This is a genomic window from Acidisphaera sp. S103 (assembly GCF_009765975.1).
Lineage (GTDB): Bacteria > Pseudomonadota > Alphaproteobacteria > Acetobacterales > Acetobacteraceae > Rhodopila.
On record NZ_LMUJ01000095.1, the window covers coordinates 22607 to 34785 of the forward strand.

Genomic DNA, 12179 nt, shown 5'->3' on the forward strand with positions numbered 1-12179 from the left:
ACGGCCCGCGCCGCCTTCAGTACTCCCCGCTGCGGTAAGCTTCGTCTAGCCGTTTGGCGTCTTCCTCGGACGGTTCCGGCCAGGGTTCGCCACGCTTGCGTAGCGTACCGGTGAAATTGGGCGGGCGCTTTGCGTTGAACGCAGCCCTGCCCTCCTCACCGTCCATCGTCGTCTGGATCAGCATCGAGTTCATCAGGTTCTGGATGTGCCAGGCCTGGTCGTCCGGCAGGTTGCCGAAGCGGATCACGAACTCCTTCATCATCCGCACGGCGGCGGGCGGCAGGGTGACGATGTGCCGGGCGAGTTTTTCCGCACGCTCCATCAGCTGGGCATGTGGGACGACTTCGTTGATCAGGCCTACGCGCAAAGCCTCCGCCGCATCGAAGGCCTCATCAGTCAGCAGGATCTTCATCGCGTCGACGTAGCGCAATTGCTTCACCAGCATGGCCGGACCGGGGCCGTTGCCGACCCAACCCTGGGTCAGCAGGCCGAATTTGAAGCGGGCGTTCTCGGCGCTGGCGATGCGGATATCGGTGGAGGTCAGCAGCATGTACATGCCCGCCCCGGCGGCCCAGCCGTTGACCGCGGCGATGACCGGTTTCCAGACCCGCGGATAATGGTCGCCCATGCGTCCGTCGACGCCGGTTTTCTGGCCGTGCACGGTGCCTGCGAGCGGCCAGTAGATACGCTGGGTGCGAAGGTATTCACGCTCCTCGAATGTCAGCTCCGGACGGGGTTGCAGGTTGTGGCCGCCGCAGAAATGACGGTCGCCCTTGCCGGTGACGATGGCGCAGCGGATGTGGCGGTCTTCCCACAGGTCGATCCAGGCCTCCGAGATCGCGTCGGAGGTGGGCTTGTCCAGGATGTTGGCCTTGGCCGGGTTGTTCAGGGTGATATAGGCGACCCCGTCTCTTTTCTCGTAGTCGATGGGCACGGGTGGGGTCCTCCTTGAATGGTTGCCGCCGGCGCGGGAGGGAATTGTTGAGAGGGCGGCGGCCGGAATGTCAAATGGCCGGCGTCGGTGGAAAGGAATCATTAACCTTTCGCTGGCACAGTGTTCGGGTAACCCGAGGCGGAAACCCGATGTCGTTCATTGACGCGAAGCTGCCGGCGCTGAGCGATGCGTTTGTTCCACCGATCGTACGCGGCACCGCCGACCTGACCCATTTCGCCTATCAGGGCTATGATTATGAGGCACTGATGGCGCGTATCGGCGAATTGCTGGGCCGCAACCCGCCGGATGCCGAGGAAGCCGCGTGGACCTACGACGCCGCGATCGTCGCGCAGCTTGGATTCCGCCGGGCGGAGGGGTTGAACCTGCAGGATGCGGCACTGGCGGCGGCACAGGTTTATCGGATCGAGGCGGGCGACGGAGGGCCGCAGTCCGAACAGCCTCCGTTACGGCTGCTCGCGCTGGTCGGTCCGGGCGATCTGATGACCAATACGCCACTCGATTTCCTGACCAACCATCTGAACGTGCGGCTGGATCTGCTCTACGTGCTGCCTGGGCGTGGGCTGCCGCCGGTCATCCCCGATCATGACGTCGCGTTCTTTGCCGTCGGAGAGGCTGATCCCGCCACTTTGACCCGGTTGCGCCGGCTGTACGCCGCCTGGCCGCGCCCGGCGCTGAACGATCCACGCTTCCTGCCGGGGTTGGAGCGTGACGCATTGTCGCAGTGCCTGGTTGGGATTCCTGGTCTGTGCAGTCCCACCGCCGTCACGGTGTCGCGTGCCGCGCTGGATGCGCATCTCGCCACCGGCCGCCCGATCGAGGGTGTCGACTTGCCGGACGGCCCCTACCTGATCCGACCGGTCGGTTCGCATGCCGGCACCGGCCTGTCCCGCATCCAGACGACGGCGGACCTGAGCGAATATTTGCGTTTCTCCTTCGAGCGCCAATTCTTCCTGACCGCGTTCGAGGACTACAAAAGTTCGGACAGGCTCTACCGGAAATCGCGCGTCGCCTTCATCGATCGGCAACCATTTCTCTGCCACATGGCGATCTCGCAACACTGGATGGTGCATTATCTGAACGCCAGCATGACCGAGTCCGCCGAACGGCGTGCCGAGGAAGCCGGCGCGATGGCCAGTTTCGAAGCCGGTTTCGCCCGCCGCCACGCGGCCGCGTTCGATGCGCTGCATGAACGGCTGGACTTCGACTACTACTCCATCGACTGCGCCGAGACCCGTGACGGCCGATTGCTGGTGTTCGAGGCGGATACGGCGGCCATCGTTCATCTGATGGATCCGCCGGAGCTGTTTCCCTACAAGCAGCCGGCGATGCGCAAGGTTTTCGCCGCGTTCGACGCGATGCTGCGGCGGCGGGCAGAACTTACGCGGCCCTTACTTCGTTCGGTCACGGGCTGATCCCGGCACGTCAGTGATCAACCATCCGGCGATCCAAACACGCCCAGCCGGTCCGTCCGCACGCGCCGCACATCCCCTTTGCGGACGGTGATTCCGGCCTTGTCGAAGAATTCCAGCACCAGGATCGCCATTTTGCGGCCGTTATCCAGCCGGTCACGGAACGTCGCCGCCGTCAGCAGGCCGTCCGTGTCCACAGCTTCGGCGGCGATCGCGGCCATCTCGGAGACCGCCGTGCGCAGGAAGAATGTGTCCGGTGCGACCTCAACCAATCGGCCCATCCGCGTCAGCCGCTTCAGAGTGGCCCGCACGGCAGCCTCTGGCGTGGTCAGCGCGGCCGCGATGTCGCGGACCCTGGGGGGGCGGAACCGGTCCGCCGCGATCAGCGGCCGAGCGGCGTGCCATATGCGGTCGTCTTGCGGAGACAACGAAATCCGGTGTCCCGGCAACCGGAACCACGGCCCGTCGGCCGCGATTAGACCCTCCCGCACCAACGCCTCGAGGACACCCGCGAACCCCGCCACCGGCGGCCGTCCCGCCATCACCAGCCGCAGCCGTTCGGCCTGCAAGCCAGGCAACTCGGGCGATGCGCGATGATGCGCCGCCAATGCCGCCAGGACGGTCGCTCGCATGGCGTCGAACGCGGCGGGCGACAGGATCAACCCGCCGGCTGCCATCGCCGGCACCGCCGCGATCACCCCAGCCCGCGCCCCTGCCGGCAGACCACGCGCCCGCATGAACAGCCCCTGATCCGTCCAGCCCGGCGGGATTGCCAGCAGCCCACGCAACGCCTCCATCACGCCGGGGGCCTCCAACGCCGTAAGCTGCGCCAGCCGCGCCGGCGTCCGCCGTCCTCGCCTGGGCGGAAACGGGTCCAGCACCACGCCACCGCCGATCGTGGCGGTCGCGCCGGTGTCCCGCAGCACGAGGCGATCCCCCGCCAGCGCCCCGATCGGTTGTTGCAGCGTCAGCCGCACCGCGGCGGACTGCCCTGGCTCCAACCGGTCGCGGTCAAGCAGTGACACGCGCGCCATCACGTGCGCCGCGCCCAGATGCAGATGCGCCTGGGTATCCGGCCGCAGCGCCCGCGCGACATCCGGCAGCAGGGTAATACGGGCATCAATCGCGGCGGTCGGTGCGTGGATATCCGGATGCAGCACCCAATCGCCTCGTGCCACGACGTCCTTCGACAACCGCGGACCGGTGATGTTCAGCGCGACACGTTGGCCCGCCGTTGCCTCGGCTGCCGGGCTGTTCTGGGCGTGCAGGCCGCGCACGCGCAAGTCCAGGCCGCTGGGCGACAGTACCAGCCGGTCCTCCACCGCGATGCGCCCCGACACCAGCGTGCCAGTTACGATCAGCCCCGCACCGGACAAGGTGAATGCTCGGTCCACCGCCAGCCTTGGATAGCCGTCATGGTCCCGATCCCGCGGCGCCGACGCAAGCAGGGCGGCCAGCAACGCCTCGATCCCCTGCCCGGTGACAACCGAGACCGGGTGGATCGCCGCCCCCGCCAACAGCGTGTCGGCCAGCAATGTGCTGACCGAGGCAGAAACCTTCGGGATGCGATCGGCGGCGAGATCAGCCTTGGTCAGCGCCACCACCACACGATCGATGCCCAGCAATGTCAGGATTTGCAGATGTTCGCGGGTCTGCGGCCGGATCCCCTCGGGCAGCGCCACCACCAGCAGCGCCGTGTCGATGCCGCTGGCACCCGCCAGCATCGTGTGCACGAACCGCTCATGCCCCGGCACGTCGATGAACCCGAGGTCGCCGGCGTAGGCATAGCCGAGGTCGATGGTGATGCCGCGGCGCTTTTCCTCGGCGAGGCGATCAGTGTCGACACCGGTCAGGGCTTTGACCAGCGCCGTCTTGCCATGGTCCACGTGGCCGGCGGTGCCGATGATCATGAAAACATCCGATGCGCGCGCATGCGATCAGGGAGCCACCGACAGCGCCGCTGTCAAGACGACATCGCTTGCGGAACCGTACCGGCCCGCGTTAGGCAGAGGCACAATGCAAACCACATTCCTCCGGCGGCTGCCGCCGTCATGGCAATCGTTCGCGACACCGGTTCGGATCGCCATGGCCGTGCAGTTCATGCGCTTCGGCGTGGTCGGCCTGGCGGGCCTCGTCGTCGATACGGCGACCGTCTACGGGCTGCGCCATTCGCTGGGCCTGTATGGCGCCGGCCTGGTTGCCTATGTCTTCGCCGCCACCGGCAACTGGGTGCTCAACCGGATCTGGACGTTCCGCGGCCTGGGATCGGGGCCGGCGCACCGGCAATGGGCAATGTTCATGATGACCAATCTGGGGGGCTTCGTGCTGAACCGAGGCACCTACGCCATCCTGGTCACATTCGTCGCCGCCGCTGCCGATCAGCCTGTCATTGCCACCACGGCCGGGTCGATCGCCGGGATGTTCGTCAATTTCAGCCTGTCGCGGCGACTCGTCTTCCGCTGAGTTTTGCTGTTACGCAACAAGTTCGTTGTGTGTTCCGTCAATCGAGACAAGTTCAACAGAAATATTCAACACCAATTACAGCCGTGTGCCGAGTTAACCGAACTCTAAGATTTTGCCGCCGATGCTGCCGCTCAGCAGAAACCGAAGATGCAGCAGCCCATGTCCGCATTTCCTCCAAGTGCCCTTGAAATCCTTGCCTACAGCGATTGCGGACCGTCGCTGGCGCCGATCTCCTTCCGCCGTGCCCGCTTCGCCAGCGGGGCGATGGATCCCCATGACGCGATGGTCAAGCGAGCTGCGGATATCGTTCTGGCCTCGATCAGCCTGATCATGATGAGCCTTCCGATGCTGCTGGCCATCGTGGCGATCCGCCTGACCAGCAAGGGGCCGGCGTTGTTCCGGCAGGAGCGTATCGGCCTGAACGGCCGCCGGTTCGTGATGCTCAAATTTCGCACCATGTATCACACCGTGGCCCCCCCGGGGTCGTTGCCGCAGGCGACTCGCGACGACCCGCGGGTGACTCCGATCGGTGCTTTGCTGCGCCGCACCTCGTTCGATGAATTTCCGCAACTGATCAACGTGCTGACGGGTTCGATGTCGCTGGTCGGACCGCGCCCGCATGCCCCCGGCACCTGTGCCGCCGGCCGGCCGTTCGAGGCGGTCAGCCATCGCTACGGCGCCCGTCACGTCGTCAAGCCCGGCATGACGGGACTGGCGCAAATCCGCGGCTGGCGCGGCGAAACCGACACCGAGGAGAAACTGCTGAGGCGCATCGACAGCGATCTTGAATACATCGCCACCTGGAGCCTGGGCCGCGACCTGATGATCATCTGCCGCACCATCGTTACGATGCTGCGCATGACGAATGCCTACTGAAAATGGAGGGAATCACCATATCCGCGGCCCTGGACCAGCCGACACCGGCGTTCCACGACAGGGGTCTGCAATCGGACCAGTCGATCGCCGAGCAGTTCGGTCTGATAGCGAACCAGCCTCGGGTGGCAGTGCTGATTCCATGCCGGAACGAGGAAGCGGCAATCGGCAAGGTCGTGTCCGACTTCCAGAACGCCCTGCCGGAAGCGATCATCTACGTCTACGATAACAATTCGACCGATCACACGATGCTGGAGGCCAGGGCGGCCGGCGCGGTGGTCCGGCGGGAACGGCTGCAAGGCAAGGGCCACGTGGTCCGCCGTATGTTCGCCGATATAGACGCCGATGTTTACCTGCTGGTCGACGGCGACGACACCTATGACGCCGACGCCGCGCCCGGGATGCTGAGCATCCTGATCGAGCGGCAGTTGGACATGGTCAACGCCGCCCGTTACGGCGCGGTGCGTGACGCCTATCGTCCGGGCCACCAACTGGGCAACGCCTTGCTGACCGGACTGGTGACGTGGGCGTTCGGCGACGGCATCAGCGATCTGCTGTCGGGCTATCGGGTGTTCAGCCGGCGCTTCGTCAAATCGTTCCCTGCCCTATCGTCCGGCTTCGAGACCGAAACCGAATTCACCGTCCATGCGCTGGCCCTGCACATGCCGGTGCATGAAGTCCGCACCAACTACCGCAACCGCGCCGCCGGAACGTCGTCGAAACTGAACACCTATATCGACGGATTTCGGATTCTGCGCGCCATTGTCACGCTGGTTCAGCAAGAACGGCCGCTACAGGTCTTTTCGCTGGCAGCCCTGGCTTTCCTGGCGCTGGGCGTCAGCTTGGGCATCCCGGTGGTGCTGGAGTTCCTGAACACCGGCCTGGTACCACGCCTGCCGACGGCGGTGCTGTCGATGGGGCTGATGCTGCTGGGATTCCTGTCCCTGGCCTGCGGACTGATCCTGGACGCGGTGTCGCGCGGGCGAAAGGAGAACAAGCGGCTGGCCTATCTGGCCATCCCGCCGCTGGAGACGTTCGACTGATGGTTCGTTCGCTCGCCGGTGCGACTGGCCCGCCCAGCGGATGCTACGACGCGGACATCATCATCCTGGCACTGGAGCGAACAGCCGAGACCATCGCAGCGATCATGTCGGCTTGCGGACAGACCGGAGCCTCGATCCACATCTTCGTGCTGGATCAGGGTTCGTGCCCGGAAACGCTGGATCAACTGGCGGCGGTGGCCAAAGATCGCCCCGATGTCACGTTGCTGGCGGCCGAACAAAACCTCGGCGTGGCCGGCGGCCGTAATTTGATTTCGGACCTGGGTCACGGGCGGGTGATCGTTGCGCTGGACAACGACGCCATTTTTGCCTCAGCCGACACGGTCGCCCGCCTGGTGGCGGCGCTGGATGCGGAACCTCGGCTGGCAGCGATCGGCTGCCGCATCGTCACCGAAGACGGCGGTTCGGACGACCGGTCGTCCTGGGGCTATCCCGAGAGTTTGCGGTCTTGTTCGGAGGAAAGCTTCGACGCCATCACGTTCGTCGGCGCCGGCCATGCGATCCGGCGGGTCGCGTGGGAGCAGGCAGGCGGCTACGACGCCAGCCTGTTCTTTTGCTGGGAGGAGTACGATTTCAGCCTGCGCGCGATCGCCCAGGGCTGGCGGGTCCGCTATCGTGGCGACATCGTCATCCGCCACAAGGTCGCCGCTGAACAGCGCGTCGCCTGGACCGCCACTCGCTGGTTCTATTTCGTACGAAACCGCCTCTACATCGAGCGCAAGCTGGGCCGAAGCTGGCCTGCGCTGGCACCTCGCATCTCAGGGTATCTGCTGCGGGGGGTTCGCAACGGGCTGTCGGCACAGACCGCCCGGGCGATCGTGGCGGCGAAGGACATGGCGCCGATCATGCGATCCCGGCCGATGCCGCCGGCCAGTGCATCCTACCTGGCGCGCAACGATCGGGTGCATAGGGGGTCGTGGACGCACCGCCTCATCCACGAGGCTCTACGCCCACTCGGTCGCCCGTCCAACGTTGCTTCAACAGCAAAGCGATAACCCTCGGACTGTCGATCAGGTAGCGCCTGAGCAGCCGGCGCGGATCGGTAACCAGCCGGAACAGCCACTCCATCCCGATAAGCTGCATGAACCGGGGCGCTCTGCGGCGCGCGCCCGCCAGGAACTCCAGGCTGGCGCCGATGCACAGCCCGGTACCGGTAGCACCGCCTGCTACGGTGATCGCCGCCGCAAGACGTTCCTGGCGAGGCGAGCCGACCGCGAGGAATATGAAGCGTGCCGGATGGTCCCGGACGAATGCAACGGCGGCGGCGAATGCCGCTGGATCATGCTCGAACCCCATCGGCGGGTCGTGGTGGGCCGGCGTGGCCAGCCCGTGGCGCCGCACCAGCGCCGGCAGCCAGGCGGCGGACAGGCCGACGATGGTGATGCGTTCGTCCGGCCGCAGGTGATGCGCCAGCAGATACGCCGTCAGATCGCTGCCGACCACCACCGGCGGCGGCTGCAGTCCGAACAGGCGGGACAGCCCGAACACGACGCGGGAATCCAGCAAGCACAGCACCGCCCGCCGGTAGATCGCGCGCAGGCCGGGATCGCGGTCGAGGCGCACCAGATGATCGGCGTTCGGTGTCACCACGTACTCGAACGGAGCATCGGCCGAACGGCCGGCGATGCACGCCGCCGCCGCCGGCAGATCGAGATCGGCGAAGGGAAGCCCAAGCAGTTGTATTGGCATCGTTACAGGCCGAGACGCAATGTCATCAGACCAACGCCGCGGCTGTAGCCGGTGACCAGGGCGTCGGTCGGAATGGTGGATCCGTGCAGGTCCGTCTGATCGTAGGTGAACAGCAGCCGCATGTCGCGGTTCATCACCCAGGTGATGCCGAACCCGGCCGTGGTGCCGATCTGATGGCCGCCCTGAAAGAAATCCGCCCGCTGCAACCCGATCGAGGCCCTGAACAGCAAATTCCGCAGATATTCATGGTCGATGGTCAGCTTCGCCGATGAATAGACCAGGCCGGAGACACCTTCCTGTTCGGCGTCCTCGGTATCGCGGCTGACCATGGCGGTGAGGGTGGTCAGGCCGGTGGGCGACCATGCGGCGCTGGCCTCGGCGATCAGCGTGTTCTGCGGGGCATACAGCGGACTGCTGAAACGGCGTGCCTCGCCGCCGACCAGCGCCCGCAGGTGCCACACCGCGTCATCGTCGTAATCGACGCCCGCGAGCACCTGGTAGCTGGTGGAGTCCGGGCTGGGCTGGCCGGCCGGCGTCTGGGTGTATTCCTGATGGACGGCCCGGACGACCAGCATGACGCCGCGCAATGGGGCGATTTCATAGCTGACGCTGACGCCGCCTTGAGTCACCAGACGGTCGCGGTAGGCCTGGCTGGCTGGAATGCCCAACAGTGTCGTGGGATCGTACGTCCAGTTCGTCACCTGGACGTTTGGCACGATGCTCCAGCGCCCGTCGTTTATCGCGTATGACGCCCGCACGTCGTCGAGATCGAACGCGATCGGGCGGTCGCTGGCGATCGTGTCGAGCTGGCTGCGATCCTCATGCGCCGCCACATGGGCCGCGGCGATGGTGAGTTTGTCGTTGCCGATATCGATCCGCCCGCCGGCGGATACCGTCGCATCCGTGCGGTTCTGGCTGGGCAGCGACAGGTAGCGGGTATCCTGCACCGACACCATCGCACCGATGGCGTCGCGCGACCAGTTCGACGCCATGCTCAGGGTGGGCGCGGTCACCAGTTGCCAGCTTCCCCGGCGATACGGTCCTGGCAGCGCGTTGCTGGTATAACCATAGCCCTGATCAAGTTGTGGCAGGAACACGAGCGCGCCTTCTCGCACGCCGAGCGGCATCAGTTCGGGGTGAAGCCGTGTCTGGACGGTGACGCCGTCGTCGGTGCCGTAGCCGGGGACACCGTCGGGGAACAGCGCGCTCATCAGTTCGGCGAGTGCCTTGCCGGCGACGCTGATCGCCAGGACGAGAGCCAGGAAGCCCCGAAGCAAGGTCGATCGCGCCCACATGGTCGGCGAGTATCGGGGGAAGAGGCTAATTTTCGGTTAATGGGGGAACGGTTGAGTGCGTTGGTGTGCAGAGCGTGGTTACACCGACAATCGATGATCCGTAGTGCCGATCTGGGTCGAAAGAAGCCAGAAAGCCGACACACCGGTCCCGTCTCGACTCCGCCGCCATTGAAGCATTCCCACTGCGGATTTCTGTTCAAACAGGAACGCATCGACGGCGTCGCGGAACGCTGTCATCTCCTGGGACCAGCCCTCTGTACGACCGCCAGTTGCATCCGCGGACTGTAGTGGAACCATTTCAATAAGCGAGGGTCGAAAGATTCATCAACCAACCGCACCCCTACAGGGCGGAGGCTGAAGGTCGTTCCAGTTTACGAAACTGACAAAACCACTCAGGACTTCGTTGCCACCACCTTATCCTGATCCAGCGGCATATCAGTCTCCCAGCCACCACCCAGCGCCTTGTACAGAGCCACAAGGTTGGAAGACACCGTCGTCGTGCTGTCCGCTAGTTGCAGTTGGGCCGTCAGCAGGCTGCGTTCGGCATCCAGTACACTGAGAAAGTCGGCGACGCCCTCCTGGTAGCGGGCTTGCGCCAAGGACAAGGCACGTTGGTTCTCCGCCACTGCCTGGATCAGTTCGTCCCGCCGAGCCTGCTCAGCCTTGTACGCCGTCAGCGCGTTATCGACGTCATGCCACGCCTGCAGCACGATCTTTTGGAAATTGAGCGCCGCTTCCTGCTGCTGCGCCTTCCGCAGATGCAGGGTGGAACTCAACTGCCCCCCTTGGAAGATCGGGATCGTCAGGCCGGGACCGATCGCATATTGTCTCGAATTCAGGTTGAAGGCGTTGCTGAACTGCAGCGACTGCAATCCCAAGCTGCCGGTCAGGCTGAGTGACGGGTAGAAATTGGCCTTCGCCACGCCGATATCGGCGGTCGCAGCATGAAGCTTGGCCTCCGCCTCGCGGATGTCGGGGCGCCGCTCCGCCAGTTCGGACGGCAGCCCGACCGGCACGCGCGGCGGCACCGGCGGCACCGGTTCCGCCGCCGCGAGATCAGCGCGCAGCGCGTTCGGCGGTTGCCCCAACAGCAGGCTGAGGGCGTTGATCAGCGCCGCCTCCTGCTGTTCCAGGTTGGGGATCTGCGCGAGTGTGGTGCGCAACTGCGCCGAAGCGTTGGCCACGTCGAGGTCTGTGGTCACCCCGCCGGCGGCCCGCTGCTGGGTCAGGCTGAGGCTCTGGCGGGCGGTCCGGACGTTATCACGGGCAATCTTCAATTCGGTCTGCACGCCACGAAGCTGGATGTAATCGCGGGCGACCTCGGCCAGGCTGGACAGCAGGACAGAACGCCTGTTCTCGTTGGCGGCCTCGGCCGTCGCGGTAGCAGATTCGACCGAGCGCTTGACGCCGCCCCACAGATCGACCTCATAGGAGGCGTCAAACCCACCCTGATACAGATCGAAGGGCGCCAGGCCGGTGCCTTGCACTCCGCCGGTCGAATTGCCGGAGGCACCGTTGGCCCCGCTGGCGCCCGCGGCGCTTGGGACAACGGCGAACAGGCCGTTGTTGCTGGCCTTCTGACGCACGTAGGAGGCGTTGCCGTCGAGGGTGGGAAACAGTGACGCCCGCGCGACACCCACTTGGGCTCGGGATTCGGTCAGTCGCACCGCTGCAACCTTCACGTCCAGGTTTTCCGCCGCCACGCGCTGTTCCAACCCGGTCAGCACGGGATCGTGGAACAGCGTCCACCAGTTTACGTCGATCGGTTCCGCCACCGGGACACTCGGCGGGGGTTTCACAGCCTCCTTCGGGCCGGAAAACCATGATACGGGAGTCGCCGCGGTGGGTTTGTCGAAGTTGGGTCCCACAGTGCAGCCCGCCAGAACCGTGGTGGCGAGCAGTCCGGCGAGCACAAGTCTTCGTTTCGGGTCATCGATCATAACGGTCATCCAGCGGGCGAACAAAGGGGACGTGACGCCATCTAATGCGCGGCGACGGCGCCCTTGGGCACCCGCGGCAGCAACAGGATGACGGGGGCGACGACGATGGCCACAACACCAAGCAGCCAGAAAATGTCCAGGTAACTCATGATGGAGGCCTGTGCTTGAACCAATGCGTCGATCGGGGCAAGCGGTGTGTTCCATCCGAAGCCGTTATATGCGGTAATGTGTTCCGCCAGCCGCTCGTGATGAAACTGGGTGCGGACGACCAGCATGTTGCTGACGAACGACACACCCACGCTTCCACCCAGGTTGCGCATCAGGTTGATCAAGGCGGAAGCCTCATTGCTACGATTGGGCGGCAATCCGACGTAGGACACCGCGCTGATGGGAATAAACAGAAACGGCAGCCACACGACCTGCGAAATGCGCGTGGCGGAGATGCTCCAGAAACTGATGCTGAGGTCAAGGTCGGACGCCATCAGCATCGCCCA

Annotated in this window: 10 protein-coding genes and 1 pseudogene; 5 read left to right on the top strand and 6 right to left on the bottom strand. The window is 65.1% G+C overall.

Annotation, left to right across the window (positions count from 1 at the left end):
* Positions 1-16: 16 nt before the first annotated feature.
* Complete coding sequence (locus GSQ89_RS31420) at positions 17-934, bottom strand: enoyl-CoA hydratase/isomerase family protein (RefSeq protein ID WP_158932058.1); 918 nt, start codon at positions 932-934, stop codon at positions 17-19.
* A 149-nt stretch (positions 935-1083) separates the two neighbouring features.
* On the opposite strand from GSQ89_RS31420, the gene GSQ89_RS31425 reads away from it, so the two are divergent.
* Entirely contained in the window at positions 1084-2367 is a 1284-nt protein-coding gene (locus tag GSQ89_RS31425; RefSeq protein ID WP_158932059.1) for a hypothetical protein, read from the top strand.
* 17 nt (positions 2368-2384) lie between these two features.
* On the opposite strand, the gene selB is transcribed toward GSQ89_RS31425, so the two are convergent.
* Positions 2385-4274: a selenocysteine-specific translation elongation factor gene (gene selB / locus GSQ89_RS31430; protein ID WP_158932060.1), complete on the bottom strand. Its 1890-nt coding sequence runs from the start codon at positions 4272-4274 to the stop codon at positions 2385-2387.
* 106 nt (positions 4275-4380) lie between these two features.
* Between selB and GSQ89_RS31435 the strand changes: the two genes are divergently transcribed.
* From GSQ89_RS31435 to GSQ89_RS31450, 4 genes are all read left to right on the top strand, one after another.
* Positions 4381-4827: a GtrA family protein gene (locus GSQ89_RS31435; RefSeq protein ID WP_158932061.1), complete on the top strand. Its 447-nt coding sequence runs from the start codon at positions 4381-4383 to the stop codon at positions 4825-4827.
* 159 nt (positions 4828-4986) lie between these two features.
* Positions 4987-5703 (top strand): sugar transferase, encoded by a 717-nt coding sequence (locus GSQ89_RS31440; RefSeq protein WP_158932062.1) that lies wholly within the window; start codon positions 4987-4989, stop codon positions 5701-5703.
* A gap of 2 nt (positions 5704-5705) precedes the next feature.
* A complete protein-coding gene (locus GSQ89_RS31445) occupies positions 5706-6743 on the top strand; it encodes a glycosyltransferase family 2 protein (protein WP_158932063.1) in 1038 nt (345 codons plus the stop codon).
* Entirely contained in the window at positions 6743-7756 is a 1014-nt protein-coding gene (locus tag GSQ89_RS31450; protein WP_158932064.1) for a glycosyltransferase family 2 protein, read from the top strand. Before GSQ89_RS31445 ends, GSQ89_RS31450 begins: the two co-directional genes overlap by 1 nt.
* On the opposite strand, the gene GSQ89_RS31455 is transcribed toward GSQ89_RS31450, so the two are convergent.
* The 4 genes and pseudogenes from GSQ89_RS31455 to GSQ89_RS31470 all read right to left on the bottom strand — a co-directional run.
* Positions 7692-8450 carry a WecB/TagA/CpsF family glycosyltransferase gene (locus tag GSQ89_RS31455; protein WP_158932065.1) on the bottom strand — a complete coding sequence of 253 codons (759 nt, stop codon included), beginning with the start codon at positions 8448-8450 and terminating at the stop codon, positions 7692-7694. The genes GSQ89_RS31450 and GSQ89_RS31455 overlap by 65 nt on opposite strands.
* A 2-nt stretch (positions 8451-8452) precedes the next feature.
* Complete coding sequence (locus GSQ89_RS31460) at positions 8453-9727, bottom strand: outer membrane beta-barrel protein (RefSeq protein ID WP_158932066.1); 1275 nt, start codon at positions 9725-9727, stop codon at positions 8453-8455.
* Positions 9728-10137: 410 nt separating this feature from the next.
* Positions 10138-11685, bottom strand: coding sequence for an efflux transporter outer membrane subunit (locus GSQ89_RS31465; RefSeq protein WP_158932067.1), 1548 nt, complete (start codon positions 11683-11685; stop codon positions 10138-10140).
* Positions 11686-11726: 41 nt separating this feature from the next.
* Positions 11727-12179 (bottom strand): annotated as a pseudogene (locus tag GSQ89_RS31470) (MFS transporter); the annotation flags it as partial.

Bases quoted from the DNA above. Each gene is read 5' to 3' on its own strand.
- GSQ89_RS31425 (WP_158932059.1), top strand. From the start codon at position 1,084: ATGTCGTTCATTGACGCGAAGCTGCCGGCGCTGAGCGATGCGTTTGTT.
- selB (WP_158932060.1), bottom strand. From the start codon at position 4,274: ATGATCATCGGCACCGCCGGCCACGTGGACCATGGCAAGACGGCGCTG.
- GSQ89_RS31435 (WP_158932061.1), top strand. From the start codon at position 4,381: ATGCAAACCACATTCCTCCGGCGGCTGCCGCCGTCATGGCAATCGTTC.
- GSQ89_RS31440 (WP_158932062.1), top strand. From the start codon at position 4,987: ATGTCCGCATTTCCTCCAAGTGCCCTTGAAATCCTTGCCTACAGCGAT.
- GSQ89_RS31445 (WP_158932063.1), top strand. From the start codon at position 5,706: ATGGAGGGAATCACCATATCCGCGGCCCTGGACCAGCCGACACCGGCG.
- GSQ89_RS31450 (WP_158932064.1), top strand. From the start codon at position 6,743: ATGGTTCGTTCGCTCGCCGGTGCGACTGGCCCGCCCAGCGGATGCTAC.
- GSQ89_RS31455 (WP_158932065.1), bottom strand. From the start codon at position 8,450: ATGCCAATACAACTGCTTGGGCTTCCCTTCGCCGATCTCGATCTGCCG.
- GSQ89_RS31465 (WP_158932067.1), bottom strand. From the start codon at position 11,685: ATGATCGATGACCCGAAACGAAGACTTGTGCTCGCCGGACTGCTCGCC.